The following is a 17,442-nucleotide window of genomic DNA, read 5'->3' on the forward strand; positions in this document are numbered from 1 at the left end:
CGGCACGACGCGCGTCCGCGCGTCGCGGGTCAGCGCCTCTCGCGTCAACGCGTGGTGAGGGCGCCGGACTGCATGCCGGAGATGAGGGCCTGCGCCGTGATGTGGATCCCGGCGGGCAGCGGCATCGTGTCGCGCTCGTCGAGGTCGGGCCACACGACGCTCGCGAGGCGCAGGTCCACCGCCTGGTAGCCCGCGAGGGGCGACAGGCCGAGCATCACGTGGGGCCGCGCCTTGCCGAGGGCCGTGAAGTGCCCGAGCAGCGCGCTGATGGTGACCGGCTGCCCCGACGCGAGGATCTTCACCACGTGGGTGTCCGCCGGCAGGCCGAGCAGGCGGGCGGCCGCGTCCCGAACGAGGCCGGCGCAGTCGTCGGCGTACAGGTAGTCGCGCACCGTCTCGAGCGGCACGTAGATCGAGGCCGGGGTGGGGGAGAGGTTCGCCCTCGCCAGCTGCGTGATGAGGCCCTGCGGCTTGCCGACCGCCTGGCGCGGCCCGTAGAGGTTCGCGATGCGCCCGATGAGGGTGCGCACGCCGGCGCGCTCGCCGAACGCGCGCACGAGGCCCTCCGCGCGGAGCTTCGCCTCCCCGTAGGGCGCGAGCGGCCGGGGCTCCGTCGCCTCCGTGAACGGCGGGCTCGCCGCGCCCGCGTAGACGCCGCCCGCGGACGACGAGTAGAACAGCGCGCCGCCGGGCGCCGGGTCGGCCGCGGCGGCCAGGGCGATCTCGTCCAGCACCGCCTCGAGCTGCCCGAGCTCGTGATCCAGCTGCGCGCGCGTGCTGCCGGTGACCGCGGCGCCCGCGCACCACATGACGGCCCAGCGACCGGCCGCGCGGCCCGCCGCGAGGAGCCGCTCCGCCTCGGTGCGCGCCGCCCGGCGCATGACGCCCTCGTCCGAGGTCGACCAGGGCAGGGGCTCGGCGGTGACGGGCGCCCAGCGGGGATCCGCCGTCAGGGCGTCGAGCAGCGACGCACCGAGGAGGCCCCGGGCGCCGATGACCCAGACGGGGACGGCGGCCGTCATACGTGCCCGCGCGGCGGACGGCCATGCGGGCCGTCGAGGGGGTCGCGCACGATCAGGTACGCGGGTCGGCCCTGCGCCATGCCGACCGCGACGCCGACGTACTCCGCGATGATCCCCAGGGAGAACAGGATGATGCCGCTCGACGCCAGGATCGTGACGATGGTCGAGGCCCAGCCCGCCGGCACCGAGTTGTCGGTGAGGCGGCTGACGACGATGACGATCACGAAGATCAGCGCGACGACGAGGAAGAGCGCCCCGAGGACGCTCACGGCGCGCAGGCCCCGGGTGCCGCTGGAGAGCACCATCCGCCAGAAGTGCGAGAAGAGGCGGCGGGGCGAGTAGCCCGACTGCCGCTCGCCCTCGTCGCGCAGCGTGATGTCGCACGTCGAGACCCGGTTCGCGACCCAGCCGAGCGCGATGTCGAGGTAGACGCCCGACCCCGCGTACGCGGCGACGCTCCGGCCGACGGAGCCGAGCATCAGCCGGTAGCTCTGGAACTGCTCGGCGTCCTGGTCCGACGACATGGCGTTGAGGACGACCTTCGCGCCGCGGGAGGCGACGTTGCGGAGGAGCCCGTGCGAGGGCGTGTTGGTGGGCTTCGCGTAGACGACCGACGCGAGGTCGCGCATGGCGACGTCGAGCATGTCGGGGATGAAGCCCGGGTCGTGCTGGCCGTCCTCGTCGAGCGTGACGATCCAGTCCCCGCCCGACGAGGCCATGCCCGCGAGGGTCGCGGCGTGCTGCCCGAAGTTGCGGCTCAGCCAGATCGGGCGGACGAAGGGGTGCAGTCGCCGCAGCTCGCGGATGACGCGGGGGGACCCGTCGCGCCCGTTGTCGAAGACGAGGAGGACCTCGGTGACGGCGTAGCTGTGGCCGTCGCGGCTGATCTGCGGCGCGGTGAACGGCTCGATCTCGGCGAGCAGCGCCTCGAGCGTGAGCTCGCCCTGGTACACGGGGATGACGACGGAGACGGAGTGGTCCGGGGGGAGCACGGTCTCGCCCGCGTCCCGCGGCTCGACGGCGGTCACGCGGCGCTCCCGGCCGAGCGCGACATGCGCCGCCCGAGGTAGAGGTACACGAGCCGGCGGGAGAGCGCCTTGGCCCGGGCCATCAGGTCGCCGAGCAGGACGTCGGCCCTGCTGACGACGCCGGGGTGGGCCTCGAGCACCCAGCGGTGGAACCCGGCCGCGGCGCTGGCCTGCTCGCCCGCGAGGCGCACGCTCCACTGCGAGTCGGAGATCCGGAACCCCGCGAGCGCCTTCGGCCCCACGGATGCGAAGTCGCCGCGGAGCAGCACCTTCGCGTACGTGGTCTCGTCGATGAGGTACGGCCAGCGCGAGTCCCACCAGCCCACGGCCTCGAGGTCGGCCCGGCGCATGAGCACGCAGCCCGGCTCGCCGAAGATGTTGGTGCCCGAGCGGATGGTGCGGCGGACGGCCGCGGCGCCCGAGATGGCGATGCGGGATCCGGAGACGCCGTGGTCGCGCACGATGGGGCGGCTGTCCGCGTCGACGATGTCCCGCGGGGAGGCGACGAGCACGACGGACGGCGAGGCGTCGAGCTCGGCCACCTGGCGCTCGAGGATCGTGGGGTAGAGGAGGTCGTCGCCGCAGACCAGCTTGATGAGCTCGCCGCCGGCCTCCTGGCTCACGCGGTTCCAGTTGCGGAGGGCCCCGCCGCCCGCCTCGGTGCGGAGCAGGCGGACGCGCGGCTCGTCGGCGTAGCGCTGCATGACGTCCCACGTCCCGTCGGTGGAGGAGTGGTCCGCGATCACGACCTCGAAGTCGGTGAACGTCTGCGCCAGCACGGAGTCGACCGTCTCGGCGAGGTAGTCGGCGTTGTTGTATGCGGGGATGACGATCGAGACGCGTGGGGGCACGTGGCTCTCCTTCGGCGAGGCAGGAGGGGACGCGCCCGGGTCGAGGCCCACCCGGTGCACGTCATCGTGCGACGTGCGACGGAGACCGTGGGCGACCGCGGTGCGCGTGCGGACGGGGGCCATCCTCTCACGGCGCCCGCCCGCGACCCGGGAGGCCGCGGTGCGCACCGGGCGGTGCTCACGGGGCCGGGAGGAGCCAGGCGTTAGGGTGAGTCCCGCCCGCGCCGACCCAGCCGGCCCGGGCGGCACACGACGAACGGACTCCTCTCCCCATGCGCAGCAAGCTCCTGTGGCCGATCGCCGCCGTCGCCGCCACGGTGGTCGGCGCGATCATCCCGATGCTTTTCTTCACGGGCTACTACTTCGTGAACGACACGGAGGCAGGGGCCTACGGCCAGTGGTTCGAGATCGGCCGCCGGATCCTCGACGGCAACTGGTCCCTGCTGAACCCGACGGTGTGGCAGTCCGGCAACTACCAGGCCGAGGGTGCGTGGGGCATCTACAGCCCGTTCCTCTGGGCGGTCGGCCTCGGCTCGCAGCTCATGTCGAACGCGGCCCTGTACTCGACCATCGTCAAGCTCGTGTGCCTCGCCATCGCGTCCGCGGGCCTCTACGTCCTGGCGCGCGCCTACGGCGTGACCCGCCCCTGGGCCGCGGTCGTGGCCACGGCGGTGCCGCTGGCCGGCTTCACCCTCTACTTCGACGCCCCCTCCTGGGTCAACGGCCTCATGGCCTGGGCGTTCTGGCCCCTCGCCGTCGGCCTGTCGCGGCGCGTCGTGCGCGCCCGCGCCAACCCCGTGGGCGCCGTCCTCGCCGCCGTCACCGTGGTGGGCATCGGCTACGCGGCCGCCACGCTCATGCTGGCGGCGGCGCTCGGGGCGCTGCTCGTCGAGGCGCTCATCCGCCGCCGTCGTCCTGAGGTGCTGCGGGCCCTCGGGCTCTCGGTGATCGCCGGGCTCTTCGCGATCCTGGTGCACCTGCCCGGGGTGCTCACCTCCTCCGTGTCAGGGCGCTCCAACTCGATCGGCAACGACGGCTTCCTCACGGTCGACCTCAGCGACCTGGCCATCTCGGGGATGCCCATGGGCAGTCCGTTCATGGACTACTACAACGGCACCATCCCGGGCGCCCCCATCACCTACATCTCCTGGCTCGTCCCGCTGCTCGTGCTCATCGACTGGCGCCGGCTCTGGGCGCTGCTGCGGGGGAGGCCGTCGATCCTCATCATCGGCGTCGCGGCGATCGCGGGCGTCCTCGCGCCCTCGGAGATCGGGCCGCTCCGCTACCCGGTGCGCATCGTCCCGTACCTCACGACCGTCATCGTCCTCGTCCTCGCGCTCGGCTTCTCGCGCAGCATGCGCCGCGTGCTCACGCGGCGCCACCTCTACGCCGCGTGGGCCATCGTCGCCGTCAACGGGGCGCTGCTCCTGACGCAGGATCCGCGCGCGCTCAAGCCCGCGATCGTGGCCGTGGCGCTCGTCGGCGCGCTCGTCCTCCTCGTCTACGGGCTGGCCGTCGGCTGGCGACCGCGTCGCGGGCCCGCCGTGCTCGGCCGCGTCGCCGACCGGGCCCGCGCCACGGGCAGGTCCCGGTCCGCCGCCATGGCCGTCGTCGCGATCGTCGGCACCGTCGCGCTCCTCGTGCCGCAGCACTACCGCTCGCCCAAGTCGCCGCTGGAGACGTACGACCTCCCCGCGGACGTCAGCGCCTACAGCACGCAGCTCCCGCGCGCGGAGGGCGACATCCTCGTGGTCGGGTTCCCGCAGACCACCGACTACGCGGAGACCCTCCTCGGCAACTCCTGGTACGTCACGGGCAAGCCGGTCCAGAACGCCTACTCCTCCGTCTACTACCCGGGCTACGGCAACAAGGTCTGCATGCAGTTCAACGGGCTCACCTGCGGCGCGCTGTACGAGCGCCTGTTCCAGCCGGTGAGGGGATCCGACACCGGCGTCGACCTGGTCGACCTCATCGGCGCGAGCACCGTCCAGGTGATCAAGGCCCAGCGGGGGAGCGACCCGGCGAAGACCGTCGCGCGCAGCGACTGGGAGGACGTCCCGTCCGGCTGGAGCGTCGTCGAGGACACGCCCACCACGCGCACGATCGTCCGCGACACCCCGCTCAAGGGCGCGGGCGGCATCGCGTGGGAGTCGGACGGCACGCGGGTGACGCTGCTGCACGACGACCCGATGGGATCCACCTTCCGCGTCGACGCCGCCCCCGCGGACGGCGGCACGGTCGCCCTCGCCCTCATCCCGTGGCCGGGCTACCAGGTGTCGGGCGCCGAGCTGCGCGCGAAGCCGGTCGACGGCTTCCTGCTCGGCGTGGACGTCTCCGCGGCGGACGTCGGCAAGACCGTCACGGTGTCGTTCTGGAGCCCGGGCTGGCAGGTGCAGGTCGGGTCCGCCGCCCTCGTGATCCTCCTCACCGCGGCGTGGGCGATCGGCCGCCTCGTCGTGCGCCGCCGCCGGGTGACCGCACGATGACCGGGCTGCCGCCGCGCGTCGTCGCGGTCGTCGTCGCCTGGAACCGGCGGGAGCTCGTCGTCGAGACGCTGGCCGCGCTTGCCGCGCAGACGGTTCCGCTGCACGACGTGGTCGTCATCGACAACGCGTCGACGGACGGATCGGCGGACGTCATCCGCGCGCGGTTCCCGGAGGTCGCGCTCACGACGCTGCCGACGAACACCGGGGGCGCCGGCGGGTTCACCGCGGGCATCGAGCGCGCGCTGTCGGCCCACGACGCCGAGCTGGTGTGGCTGATGGACGACGACACCGTCCCGGATCCCCCCGCGCTCGAGGAGCTGCTGCGGGCGCGCGCCGCCGCCCCGCGCGGCACGGTCGTCCTCGCGTCCGCCGTGCGCTGGACGGACGGCCGCCCGCACCCCATGAACACCCCGCGCACCCGTCCCTCGGCGACCCGCGCCAGCGTCGAGCGCGCCGCACGGCACGGCTGCACGCCCGTCCGCACGGCGTCCTTCGTGTCGATGATGATCGAGGTCGACGCCATCCGCGCCCACGGGCTGCCCATGGCCGACTACTTCCTCTGGAACGACGACTTCGAGTACTCGGCGCGCCTCCTGCGCCGGGGCCGCGGGTACCTCGTGCACGGCAGCACGGTCGAGCACCGCACCCGCACGTTCGGGTCGACCGACGTGGATCCCGGCGCGCGCTTCGTCTTCGAGGTGCGCAACAAGATCTGGATGCTGCGGCTCTCCCGCGCCCTCGCGCCAGCGGAGCGCGTGCTCTACGCGGGCGCGGCGCTCGTCGGCTGGGCGCGGACGATCGCGCGATCCGCGGATCGGCCGCTGCTGATCCGCGGCCTGGTCGACGGGATCCGCCAGGGCCTGGGACGCCGTCCCCGCCCGGCCGCGGAGGTCCTCGCCGGCCTCGGCGGCATCACCGAGGGCGTGCGCCGCATCGAGGCGGGTGCCGGTCGCTCCTGAGCGCTCCCGCACCGCATCGCCCGGCATCGGCGGCCCGCCGTCCGACGCCCGTCCGCCGGGCCGCACAGCCGCCGGGATCCCCGCCGGGCTCCCGGTAGACTCTGGTGCTCGACGCGCCGCGGCCCGCCCGGCCGCCCGCCAGGCACCGACGGCCCCGCTGCGCACGCAGCACGGAACATGATGGAGGACCCGTGCCCACCGAGGCCTTCTCGCTCCTCCTCCCCGTGTACCGCGGCGACCGTCCCGACTTCCTCCGCCGGGCGTTCCGGAGCAGCGTCGACGACCAGACGCTCCGGCCGGACGAGGTCGTCGTCGTCCGCGACGGGCCGGTGTCCGCGGAGCTCGCCCGCACCATGGCGGAGCTCGCGGAGGCGTCGCCCGTCCCCGTCGTCACGGTCGAGCTGGCGCGCAACATGGGCCTCGCCTACGCGCTCGAGCGCGGGCTCGAGGCCTGCGCGCACGACGTCGTGGCCCGGATGGACGCCGACGACATCAGCCTCCCCGAGCGCTTCGCCCGCCAGCTCGCGCTCATCTCGGACGGCCTCGACCTGGTCGGCACCGGCATGTACGAGTTCGCGGACGAGGTCGGCACGATCGCCGGCCGCCGCACCCCGCCGGTCGGCGCCGACGCCATCTCCCGCTACGCGCGCTTCCACGACCCGTTCAACCACCCCACCGTCGTGTACCGGCGACAGGCGGTGAAGCGCGCGGGCGGCTACCTCCCGCTCGGCCTGATGGAGGACTATTACCTCTTCGCGCGCATGATCCAGTCGGGCGCGCGCGTCGAGAACCTCCCGGACCCGCTCGTGATGTACCGCGTGAGCGCGGGCGCCTACGCCCGCCGCGGCGGCGTCGCACAGCTCGTCGCCGAGCTCCGGCTGCAGCGCGAGTTCCGCCGTCGCCGCTTCACGTCCCTTTCGCAGGCCCTGCGCAACGTCCTCGTCCGCGGCAGCTACCGCCTCATCCCCGAGGCCGTGCGCCGCGGGCTGTACCGTCGCCTGATCACGCGCGACCGGACGGTCCCGCAGGGCCGCGCCTGATCCCCCGTTACCCTTGACCAGTCCCGTCGAGCGCCCGTCGGGCGCCACCCCAGCAAAGGAATGTGCCATGAGCCCTGATCTCGTAGTGGTCGGGTCCGGTTTCTTCGGACTCACGATCGCGGAGCGCGTCGCCGAGGAGCTGGGCCTCAAGGTCCTCGTCATCGACCGCCGCGACCACATCGGCGGCAACGCGTACAGCGAGAAGGACCCCGAGACCGGCATCGAGGTGCACCGCTACGGCGCGCACCTGTTCCACACCTCGAACGAGACCGTGTGGGAGTACGTCAACCGCTTCACGGACTTCACGCCCTACGTGCACCGCGTCTACACGGAGCACAAGGGAGAGGTCTTCCCGCTGCCGATCAACCTCGGCACCATCAACCAGTTCTTCCGCTCCGCGCACGGGCCGCAGGCCGCCCGCGACCTCATCGCCGAGCAGGCGTCCGAGCTCGACGCGGGGGAGGCGAAGAACCTCGAGGAGAAGGGCGTCTCCCTCATCGGGCGCCCGCTCTACGAGGCCTTCATCCGCGACTACACGGCGAAGCAGTGGCAGACGGATCCCACGGACCTGCCGGCCGAGGTCATCAGCCGCCTGCCCGTGCGCTACACCTACGACAACCGCTACTTCAACGACACGCACGAGGGTCTGCCCGTCGAGGGCTACACCGCGTGGCTCGAGCGCATGGCCGACCACCCGAACATCGAGGTCCGCCTCGAGACCGACTTCTTCGACGAGACCCAGGAGGTCAACCGGGCATCGGTCGTCGGGAAGGTCCCCGTCGTCTACACGGGCGCCATCGACCGCTACTTCGACTACTCGGAGGGCGCGCTGTCGTGGCGCACGCTCGACTTCGAGCGCGAGGTGCTCCCGGTCGGCGACTTCCAGGGCACCCCCGTCATGAACTACGCCGACTCCGACGTGCCGTTCACGCGCATCCACGAGTTCCGCCACTTCCACCCGGAGCGCGACGCCCCGGCGGACAAGACGGTCATCATGCGCGAGTACTCGCGCTTCGCCGAGGGCGAGGACGAGCCGTACTACCCGGTCAACACCGCGGCCGACCGCGAGGGCCTGCTGAAGTACCGCGAGCTCGCCAAGCAGGAGGAGGGCGTGTTCTTCGGGGGCCGCCTCGGGACCTACCAGTACCTCGACATGCACATGGCGATCGGCGCGGCGCTCTCGATGTACGAGAACAAGCTCAAGCCCGTGCTCGCGAAGGACGCCTCCTGATGGCCGCCGACCTCGCGGGCGCACCCGCCGGGCTCGACCTCATCCAGCGCGTCATCCTGCCGTCCGAGCACGACCCGGACATCGTCCCGCTGTACGTGGACGCCGACTACTGGACGAGCATCCCGGTCGCACCCGAGAAGCGCCGGCGCTCGCCGCTGCGCGTGGTCGACTCGGACACGCACAACGCCGTCGTCCGCCTCAGCGACATGGGCATCATCAGCGCCATCCGCGGCGACCGCGGCTTCCAGGTGCCCCACCGCAGGAAGGTGTCGTTCGGCACCTACTTCAACGCGTTCCCCGCCTCCTACTGGCGCGCGAGCACCACGCTCGACGGCGTCGTGCTCGAGGTCGAGACGAGCGGCGAGGGCCAGGTCATCGTCTACCGCTCGAACGCCCGCGGCGTGATCCAGAAGGTCGACGGCGCGGCCGTCACCGGATCCACCACCTCCCGCTTCGAGCTCCCGTTCACGTACTTCGCGGACGGCGGCTGGTACTGGTTCGACCTGATGGGCGAGGAGGCGGACTTCGCTCTCGTCGAGGCCGGCTGGTACGCCCCGGCCGGATCCGCTCCCACCGCGGGCGCCGCCGGCTCGGTGAGCATCGCCATCACCACGCTCAACCGCGCCGAGTACTGCGTCAAGCTCCTCACCGACATCGGCGAGAAGCCGGATGTGGCAGCGCTCCTCGACCACGTGTACGTCACCGACCAGGGCACCCAGAAGGTGGCCGACCAGCCGGCGTTCCCGCGGGCGCAGGAGCTGCTCGGCGAGAAGCTCCGCGTCATCGACCAGGCCAACCTCGGCGGATCCGGCGGCTTCTCCCGCGGCATGTACGAGACGCTGAAGGAGGGCGCGAGCGACTACGTCCTCGTCATGGACGACGACATCACGCTCGAGCCGGAGAGCATCCGCCGCGCCGTGAAGTTCGCGGACTACGCCAGGACGCCCACGATCGTAGGCGGCCACATGTTCGACATGTACGACAAGAGCAAGCTCCACGCGTACGCCGAGGGCTTCGACATGTGGAACTTCATGTGGGGTCCCGTCACGCCCACGCGCCACGACTTCAGCGCGTCGAACCTCCGCCAGACCAGGTGGATGCACCGCCGCGTCGACGCCGAGTACAACGGCTGGTGGATGTGCCTCATCCCCGTCTCCACGATCAAGCAGGTCGGCCTGTCGCTGCCCGTCTTCATCAAGTGGGACGACGCCGAGTACGCGCTGCGCGCCAAGGAGGTCGGCGTGCCGACCGTCACGCTCCCGGGAGCGGCCGTCTGGCACGTGTCCTGGGTCGACAAGGACGACTCGCAGGACTGGCAGGCCTTCTTCCACGCGCGCAACCGCCTCATCGCGGCGCTGCTGCACTCGCCGTATGAGCGCGGGGGCCGGTTCCTCACGGCCAACCTGGCCACGGACGTCCGCCACCTGGTGTCGATGCAGTACTTCGCGCTCGCCGCCCGCCACGAGGCGTACCGGAACATCCTCCGCGGGCCGCGCGGCCTGCACGAGGACATGGTCACGCGCCTCGCCCGCACCCGCGAGCTGGCGCAGGGGTTCACCGACGGCGTCCCGATCAAGGACCGTGCCGCCCTGCCCGAGATCGTCGCGCCGGACAAGCCGCAGCGTCGACGCGGGGGAGGAGCCCCCGCGGGCATCGCCCGCATGGTGTGGCTGGCCCGGACCGTGGCCCGCCACGCGTTCTCCCCGCTCAGCCAGGCCGCGACCCGCGGGCCGGAGGCGCACCTGGCGTTCGAGGACGCCCGCTGGTGGGTCGTCCCCTCGTTCGACAGCGTGCTCGTCTCCAACGCGGAGGGGTCGGCGGCGCTCCTGCACCGCCGGGATCCCGTGCTCTTCCGCCGCATGCTGTGGACGAGCATCGTGCTCCGCTGGCGCATCCTCGCCCGCTGGCCGCAGCTCAAGGCCGCGTACCGCGCGGCCCTGCCCACGGTCACGAGCCCGGAGACCTGGGCCCGCACGTTCGGCGTCGACCAGCCGCCGGCCGGCCGCCGGAAGAAGTAGCCAGCCGCGGATCCGGCGTCCGCTGAGCGCCGAGGGCGTCCGATCCGCACCACGGTGCGGCGGACGCCCCTTCGTGTGTGAGAATCGCATCTCACGGCACGGGGACGCAGGGGGACGCATTTGTTCGACAACGGGGTGGACACGATGCGGCGCGCGCGCCGACGCTCACGGCTGATCGCCTGCCTGGCCGTCTGGGCCGTCGCCCTCGGCGTGGGGCTCGTCGGCACGGGCACCATCGGAGGATCCGCCGATCCCGCGCAGGCGGCGTCCGGCGCGGACTTCGACCCCGGCATGATCATCAGCGACGCCAAGTTCTACGACGGCGACGCGATGTCGCAGGGCGACATCCAGTCCTTCCTGCAGGCGCGCGTCCCGAGCTGCGCCTCCGGCTACGTGTGCCTCAGGAACTACGTGGAGAGCACGCCCGCGCGCGCCGCGGACAGCCGCTGCTCGAGCCTCCAGGCGTCGCGCCTCAGCGGCGCCGACATCGTGTACTGGGTCGGCCGCGCGTGCGGGGTCAGCCAGGCCGCGCTCCTCGTGCTCCTGGAGAAGGAGCAGGGCCTCGTCACCGACAGCACGCCGACCGACCGCCAGTTCCGCAGCGCCACGGGCTACGGCTGCCCGGACACCGCCGCGTGCGACTCCCTCTACTACGGCTTCTTCAACCAGGTCTACAACGCGGCGCACCAGTTCAAGGTGTACCAGTCCACGCCGACGCGCTGGAACTACCAGGCCGGGCGCAGCAACCGCATCCTCTGGCACCCGAACGCGGACTGCGGATCCTCGCAGGTCACGATCCGCAACCAGGCCACGGCCGGGCTCTACATCTACACGCCGTACCAGCCCAACGCCGCCGCGCTGCGGAACCTCTACGGCAGCGGCGACTCGTGCTCCTCCTACGGCAACCGCAACTTCTGGCGCCTCTACACCGACTGGTTCGGCAGCACGAGCGACGGACCCGTGTCCTCCTTCGTCAAGGTGGCGACCGACGACAGCGTCTACCTCGTCAGCGGCGGTCAGAAGCACCCGGTCACCGACTTCGCCGTCTACCAGGCGCTCTCCGCGCTCGGGGGGATCAGCACGGTCGGCCGCTCGTACCTCGACGCGCTCGCCACGGGCATCCCCGCATCCGAGCTCGTGCGCGACCCGTCCGACGGCACCATCAGCCTGGTGCAGGGCGACAGGCAGCACGCGTTCTCCTCCTGCGACCTGGTCGCGTCGTACGGCTACAGCTGCTCGGCCGCCGTCCCGCTCGACCCGGGCCAGCTCCGCGCGGTCCCGCAGGCCGGCGCCATGAGCGCGTTCTTCACGCTGCCGGGCGACGGCACGGCGTACCTCCTCGACAGCGGCGTCAAGTACCCGGTGTCCAGCTGGTCGGCGCTCGTGGCGCTCAACGGCGGCGCGTCCGCCTTCGTCGCGCAGATGCGCTCCCAGGTCGGCGCGCGGTACTCCACGGGCCACGTGGCGCTGGAGCCCGGCACGCTCGTGAAGTCGGCGAGCAGCGCGGACGTCTACGTCGTCGACGGCCTGAACCGCAAGGTGGGCGTGCCGGACTTCGCCGTCACGCGCGAGCTCGGCCTCGGCCAGGCCTACAGCACCGTGACCCAGGGCACCCTCGACGGCTACGCCCGATCCGCGGCGAACCTGTCGCTGCTGGTGCGCTGCGGCGGCACGTCCTACCTCGCCACCCAGGGCAGCATCGTCGCCCTGGCGAACCCCGGGTCGACGGGCCTCCCCGTGACGGACCTCGTGCCCACCACCTGCCGCACCCTCGACGCGACGGGGGCCACCGTGACGGGGTCCGTGCTCGTGAAGAGCGCGGCCGACCCCAGCGTGTACGTCCTGCAGGGCGGCCAGGCCCGGCCGGTCTCGAGCTGGGCGCGGCTCGTCGCCCTCGCGGGCACGTCGTCGCCGACCATCACCACGATGGGCGCCGCGGCGCTGGCCCGCATCCCGGTGGGCGCCGCGTACTGACCCGCGACCGGCCGAGCCCGCCGCCGTCCGCCCGCCCGCCGGGCCACCGGCGGAGCGGCGGGTACGGAGGGCCCACCGGATACAGTGGGGCCGCACCGGACGACCACGGCGCGGCCCGCCGGCTGCCCGCTCGAGCGCCCGGCGTGGCGAGGAGAGCCCATGGAACAGCACGCGCACGACGTCGACGCCCCCCGCGAGGAGACCCCGCCCCCGGGGATCCTGCTCCGGCTGATCAAGGACGAGCGCGTCGCGTTCCTGCTGGTCGGCGGCTTCAACACCGTGCTCGGCACGGCGTGGTTCGCGCTCTTCTACCTGCTGTGGGGCCACACGATCCCGTACCCGCTCGTGCTCGTCATCGCGTGGGCGGTGCAGCTCCCCATCGCGTTCACCCTGCACCGCAAGCTCGTCTTCCGGGTGAGCGGCAACTTGCTCCCGGACTTCTCCCGCTACACGCTGGTGAACCTCATGCCCCTGTTCGCGAACATGCTCCTGCTGCCGCTGGTCGTGGAGACGACGCCGCTCCAGCCGATCGTCGCGCAGGTGCTCGTGACCATCGTCATCACCGTGGCGAGCTACACCGGCCACAAGTTCTTCTCGTTCCGCCGGCCGCGCGACGAGGCGGTGCGCTGATCCCGACGCCCGGCCGCGGCCCGGGCCTCAGCCGGGTCGGTGCTGCTCCGGGAGCCCGTGCCGCCAGCTGCGGCCCTGCGCGGCCTTGACGGCGCAGATCACGAGCAGGACCCAGCCCCACTCCACGATCGTGACGCTCTCGGCGAGCGACGCGACCACGAGGACGACGAGCACGAGTGCCGTCCAGACGTAGCCGACGCCGCGCTTGGTGGTCGCGAGAACCCAGGACCGGCCGAGCGCGAGGGCGCAGAACGCCGCGAACAGCGCGAGCCCGACGAGCCCGGCTTGCAGGTAGAGGTCGAGGTAGGCGTTCCGGCCGGTCTCCTGCGCGCCCCGGCTGACGAGGTCGAGGGCCGTGTACGGGTACGCGTCCCGGCGCCAGAAGCCCACGAAGCCCCAGCCCTCGATGGTGTTGAGGTCGATGAGGCGCAGCATCTCGCGCCAGAGCGCGACGCGCTGCAGGTAGTCGGGCCGCGCCTGCAGCACCTGCAGCACGGGGGAGCGGAACGCCACGACCAGCACCGCGACACCGGCGGCGAGCACGAGGACTGCGCTGTTGGCCAGGGGCCGTGCCTGCCGCGCGAGGTGGCGGAGGCCGAGGATCGCGAGGGCGGCGACGGCGAGCACGAGGAACGTGCCGAGGATCACCGACGACCGCGTCAGCGACGCCACGAGGAGCGCGACGACCAGCGAGAAGACGCCGCGACCGCGCGAGACGGACCGGGTCATGAGCTCCACCGCGAAGGTCACGGCCGCGACCAGGGCGACGATGCCCAGGGCGTTGCGCTCGCCGAGCAGCCCCTGGATGGGGCCGAGGCGCTCGAGGGCGCCGCGGATCCCGAGGAACGGGATGGGGCCGTCGATGAGCAGCCCCGCGAGCACCTCGAGGGCGAGGGACGACACCAGTACCAGCCGTAGCACGTCCCCGGCCGCCCGCACGATCTGGATGAGGTCGCGGACGACGCCGACGTACACCGCGAGGAACGCGGACGCCGCGAGGTAGAGCACGCCGCCGACCGCGTCCGGCTGGTACGCCGTCCAGAGGAGCGTCGCCGCGCACCAGCCCACCAGGACGAGCAGCGAGATGGGCAGGAGGCCCCGCCACTCCCAGTCGCCGCGCTTCGCCGCGAGGGATCCCGCGGCCATGGCCACGAGCGTGGTGACGATCGCGATGAGCCCGGCCCAGCCCACGGTGGACCTGAGCGCGTGCGACAGGACGGCCGTGCCGAGGATGCAGTGCGTGAGCGCGGCGGAGAAGCGCGCCGAGCCGAGCAGGTCGGGCAGGCGCTCCGGGAGCGGCAGGCGGGCGGGACGGGTCATGCGTCGGCCATCACGGGCGGTAGGCGGGGCACCGGGCGGCCGCGCGGATCAGGCGACGCGGGGGTCGGCGGCGGCGGACGGGGCCGAGGCGGAGGGCACGGCCGCGGCGGCCGGGGCGTCGACCGGGGCGGGCGAGGGGACCACGGTGGCCGACGGCGCCGCGGGCCGGACCGGACGGCGGCGCGCGTCGTCGGGACCCGGGACGTCCTCGCGCGCGACCATGCCGGACTTCGTGGCGATCGCGATGACGACGAGCAGCAGCCAGTTGCCCTCGTACAGCAGCCGGCTCTCCGCGAGGCTCTGCACGACCAGCGCGGTCATCAGCAGGAGCGGCGCGAGCGCGAGGGTGGAGTACGGCTCGACGCGGTCGCGGCGGTGCTGCGGGCGGTCGATGGCGGCCCACCAGGAGCGCACGTAGGTGGTGACGACGAACGCGGCGAAGGCCAGGAGCCCGATCGCGCCCACCTGCAGCAGCACGTCGAGGTACGCGTCGTGGGCCTGCAGGTAGGTGACGCCGCTGCGGACGGCGAGGCCCTGGAAGGGGTGGACCCACGGCGCCCAGTACCCGATCCAGCCCCAGCCGACGACGGGGTGCTGCTGCGCGAGACCCAGCACCGACTCCCAGATCTGGAACCGGCCGGTGAGGTCGGGGGAGCGGCCGAGGAGCTCGAACACCTCGGCCGTGCGCGTGGCGACGACGCCCGCGCCGACCACGGCGGCCACGGCGACGCCGCCCGCCAGCACGAGGCGCCCGCGGATGCCGACGCGTCGGGCGACGAGGGCGAGGGCGGCGACGATGGCGGTCATGATGAGCGCGACCAGGACCGTGGAGCTGCCGGTGAGGGTCAGGGTGAGGAGGGCGACGAGGATCCAGATCCCGGCGTCGCGGCGGCGGACCGTGCGCGCCGCGTACTGCAGCGAGAACACGATGAGGCCGAGCAGCGCGACCATGGCGAGCAGGTTCGCGTTGCCGACGACGCCCTGGATCCGGCCGCCGCTGAGGAGCTCCCCGCGGGTCCAGGCGAACGCGGCGGGCGCGCGGGGCCCGTAGTCGGTGAAGAACGGCATGACCGGCCCGCGCACCACGACGGCCACGAACAGCTCGAAGGCGAGCGACAGCCCGAGGATGATGCGGAGCGCGCGTCCGAGGCCCTGCACGATCTCGGACCACGACAGCAGCACGACGAGCGTCAGCGCCGCGATGGACGTCGACAGCTGGATGAGCACGCCGAGCGCCGACTCCGGCCGGTACTGCGACCACGCGATGGAGAGCACCGCGACGCCCGTGAACGCGAGCAGCGGGATCGGCAGCACGCGCACGCGCGGGAGGGGGCGCGAGCGCGCGAGCAGCGTGATGCACGTGATCAGCACGCCGAGCGCGATCGCCCCGAAGCCCCACCAGCTGAGGCTGTCGCGCCACATGTCACCGGCGAACGTGGTGACGAGGACGAAGGTCGCGAAGCTCCGGAGGGCTCGGCGGCTGGCGGTGGGCATGCCCATCAGGGTATCCGGCCCGAGGCCCGGGTCCCGCCGCTTGAGGGGAGCGGCGGAGCCTGGGCCCCGGACGCCGGGGCTCCATGCGCCCCCGCTGTCCATCAGACGAAGGCCGCGTGCCCCGTGATCGCGCGGCCGACGATGAGCGTGTTCATCTCGCGGGTGCCCTCGTAGGAGTAGATGGCCTCGGCGTCGGCGAAGAAGCGGGCGACGTCGTAGTCGAGCACGATGCCGTTGCCGCCGAAGGCCTCGCGGCACCAGGCGACGGTCTCGCGCATCCGGCTGGTGGCGTACGCCTTGGCCAGCGCCGAGTGCTCGTCCGACTGCGTGCCCTCGTCGACCATCTCGGACGCGCGCGTCACCAGCCCGATCGACGCCGTGATGTTGCCGAGGCTGCGGACGAGGAGGTCCTGGATGAGCTGGTGCGCGCCGAGCGGCTTGCCGAACTGCTCGCGCTCGCCCGTGTAGGCGACCGCCGCCTCGTACGCGCCGATGGAGATGCCGATGGCGGCCCACGCGACCTCGGCGCGCGTGAGGCGCAGCACCGCGGCCGTGTCCGCGAACGACGTGCCGTTCTGGAGGCGGTTCCGCTCGGGCACGATGACGCCGTCGAGCTCGATGTCCGCGTTCTGCACGATGCGCAGCGCCTGCTTGTCCTCGATCCGGGTGGCGCGGAAGCCGGGGGAGTCGTTCGGGACGAGGAAGCCCTTCACCTGGCCGTCGTCGGCGTCCTTGGCCCAGATGACGGTGAAGTCGCTGATGGTGCCGTTGCCGATCCAGCGCTTGGATCCCGTGATGCTCCACTCGTCGCCGCGGCGCGTGGCGACCGTGCGGAGGCCGCGGGCGGAGTCGGATCCGGACAGCGGCTCGGTGAGGCCGAAGGAGCCGAGGATCTCGCCGGACGCGAAGCGGGGCAGCCACTCGGCGCGCTGCTCGGGGGATCCGGCGACGGCGACGCTGCCCATCACGAGCCCGCTCTGCATGCCGACGAGGGTCGCGATGCTCGCGTCGACGCGGCCGAGCTCCAGCGCGGCCCAGCCGCGGTAGACGGCCGAGTTCTCGAACGGGCGCGTCTCGGGGAACGGCATGCCGAAGAGGCCGCGCTCGGCGAGGCCGGCGACGACGTGGCGGGGGAACTCGGCGCGGGCCCATAGCCCGTTGACGTGGGGCTTGACCTCGGCCTCGAGGTAGGCGCGGAGGTCGGCGAGGGACTCCTTCTCCCGGTCGCCGAGCCGGGTCTCGTAGCCGTAGAAGTCGCCGATGAGGGGGGTGAGGGACACGATGCTCCATTGCGGTTCGTCGGCGCCCTCGGGGACGGGCGCCTGCGGCCGAGCCTAGGTCGGCGTCCGGGCGGCGGCCCCATCGGTTGGTACTTTGGTCGCGTCCGGA

At 72.8% G+C, this 17,442-nt stretch carries 13 protein-coding genes; 7 read left to right on the forward strand and 6 right to left on the reverse strand.

Annotated features, from left to right (window positions below; genetic code table 11):
* Positions 1–44 precede the first annotated feature (44 nt).
* From K0V08_RS00735 to K0V08_RS00745, 3 genes are read right to left on the reverse strand one after another with little or no spacing between them, the layout of a single operon-like run.
* Positions 45–1,022: an NAD-dependent epimerase/dehydratase family protein gene (locus tag K0V08_RS00735; protein WP_012037700.1), complete on the reverse strand. Its 978-nt coding sequence runs from the start codon at positions 1,020–1,022 to the stop codon at positions 45–47.
* Positions 1,019–2,050, reverse strand: coding sequence for a glycosyltransferase (locus K0V08_RS00740; RefSeq protein ID WP_079532313.1), 1,032 nt, complete (start codon positions 2,048–2,050; stop codon positions 1,019–1,021). The genes K0V08_RS00735 and K0V08_RS00740 overlap by 4 nt, the downstream gene beginning before the upstream one ends.
* A complete protein-coding gene (locus K0V08_RS00745; protein ID WP_079533700.1) occupies positions 2,047–2,901 on the reverse strand; it encodes a glycosyltransferase family 2 protein in 855 nt (284 codons plus the stop codon). Before K0V08_RS00745 ends, K0V08_RS00740 begins: the two co-directional genes overlap by 4 nt.
* Positions 2,902–3,173: 272 nt before the next feature.
* On the opposite strand from K0V08_RS00745, the gene K0V08_RS00750 reads away from it, so the two are divergent.
* The 7 genes from K0V08_RS00750 to K0V08_RS00780 all read left to right on the forward strand — a co-directional run bounded on the left by K0V08_RS00750 (position 3,174) and on the right by K0V08_RS00780 (position 13,239).
* Positions 3,174–5,387, forward strand: coding sequence for a hypothetical protein (locus K0V08_RS00750; RefSeq protein WP_012037703.1), 2,214 nt, complete (start codon positions 3,174–3,176; stop codon positions 5,385–5,387).
* Entirely contained in the window at positions 5,384–6,346 is a 963-nt protein-coding gene (locus K0V08_RS00755) for a glycosyltransferase (protein ID WP_079532315.1), read from the forward strand. Before K0V08_RS00750 ends, K0V08_RS00755 begins: the two co-directional genes overlap by 4 nt.
* 191 nt (positions 6,347–6,537) lie before the next feature.
* On the forward strand, positions 6,538–7,386 hold the full coding sequence (locus K0V08_RS00760) for a glycosyltransferase (protein WP_079532318.1): 849 nt from the start codon (positions 6,538–6,540) through the stop codon (positions 7,384–7,386).
* 67 nt (positions 7,387–7,453) lie between these two features.
* A complete protein-coding gene (glf, locus tag K0V08_RS00765; RefSeq protein WP_012037706.1) occupies positions 7,454–8,617 on the forward strand; it encodes a UDP-galactopyranose mutase in 1,164 nt (387 codons plus the stop codon).
* Positions 8,617–10,635, forward strand: a complete 2,019-nt coding sequence (locus K0V08_RS00770) for a glycosyltransferase (protein WP_012037707.1) — start codon at positions 8,617–8,619, stop codon at positions 10,633–10,635. The genes glf and K0V08_RS00770 overlap by 1 nt, the downstream gene beginning before the upstream one ends.
* 144 nt (positions 10,636–10,779) lie before the next feature.
* Positions 10,780–12,609 (forward strand): hypothetical protein, encoded by a 1,830-nt coding sequence (locus tag K0V08_RS00775; protein ID WP_079533702.1) that lies wholly within the window; start codon positions 10,780–10,782, stop codon positions 12,607–12,609.
* A gap of 159 nt (positions 12,610–12,768) precedes the next feature.
* Positions 12,769–13,239 (forward strand): GtrA family protein, encoded by a 471-nt coding sequence (locus K0V08_RS00780; protein WP_079532321.1) that lies wholly within the window; start codon positions 12,769–12,771, stop codon positions 13,237–13,239.
* Between the two features lie 27 nt (positions 13,240–13,266).
* Here K0V08_RS00780 and K0V08_RS00785 read toward each other — a convergent pair whose 3' ends face one another.
* The 3 genes from K0V08_RS00785 to K0V08_RS00795 form a co-directional block, all read right to left on the reverse strand.
* Entirely contained in the window at positions 13,267–14,559 is a 1,293-nt protein-coding gene (locus K0V08_RS00785) for an O-antigen ligase family protein (RefSeq protein ID WP_079532324.1), read from the reverse strand.
* Between the two features lie 48 nt (positions 14,560–14,607).
* Positions 14,608–16,053, reverse strand: coding sequence for an O-antigen ligase family protein (locus K0V08_RS00790; protein WP_227325178.1), 1,446 nt, complete (start codon positions 16,051–16,053; stop codon positions 14,608–14,610).
* Positions 16,054–16,154: 101 nt separating this feature from the next.
* On the reverse strand, positions 16,155–17,333 hold the full coding sequence (locus K0V08_RS00795) for an acyl-CoA dehydrogenase family protein (protein ID WP_079532328.1): 1,179 nt from the start codon (positions 17,331–17,333) through the stop codon (positions 16,155–16,157).
* Positions 17,334–17,442: the final 109 nt, after the last annotated feature.

It is taken from the genome of Clavibacter michiganensis, assembly GCF_021216655.1.
GTDB classification, from domain to species: Bacteria; Actinomycetota; Actinomycetes; order Actinomycetales; family Microbacteriaceae; genus Clavibacter; species Clavibacter michiganensis.

Excerpts from the sequence above, each read along its gene's own strand:
- K0V08_RS00785 (WP_079532324.1), bottom strand. The coding sequence starts at position 14,559 with ATGACCCGTCCCGCCCGCCTGCCGCTCCCGGAGCGCCTGCCCGACCTG.
- K0V08_RS00790 (WP_227325178.1), bottom strand. The coding sequence starts at position 16,053 with ATGCCCACCGCCAGCCGCCGAGCCCTCCGGAGCTTCGCGACCTTCGTC.
- K0V08_RS00750 (WP_012037703.1), top strand. The coding sequence starts at position 3,174 with ATGCGCAGCAAGCTCCTGTGGCCGATCGCCGCCGTCGCCGCCACGGTG.
- K0V08_RS00735 (WP_012037700.1), bottom strand. The coding sequence starts at position 1,022 with ATGACGGCCGCCGTCCCCGTCTGGGTCATCGGCGCCCGGGGCCTCCTC.
- K0V08_RS00780 (WP_079532321.1), top strand. The coding sequence starts at position 12,769 with ATGGAACAGCACGCGCACGACGTCGACGCCCCCCGCGAGGAGACCCCG.
- glf (WP_012037706.1), top strand. The coding sequence starts at position 7,454 with ATGAGCCCTGATCTCGTAGTGGTCGGGTCCGGTTTCTTCGGACTCACG.
- K0V08_RS00775 (WP_079533702.1), top strand. The coding sequence starts at position 10,780 with ATGCGGCGCGCGCGCCGACGCTCACGGCTGATCGCCTGCCTGGCCGTC.
- K0V08_RS00770 (WP_012037707.1), top strand. The coding sequence starts at position 8,617 with ATGGCCGCCGACCTCGCGGGCGCACCCGCCGGGCTCGACCTCATCCAG.
- K0V08_RS00755 (WP_079532315.1), top strand. The coding sequence starts at position 5,384 with ATGACCGGGCTGCCGCCGCGCGTCGTCGCGGTCGTCGTCGCCTGGAAC.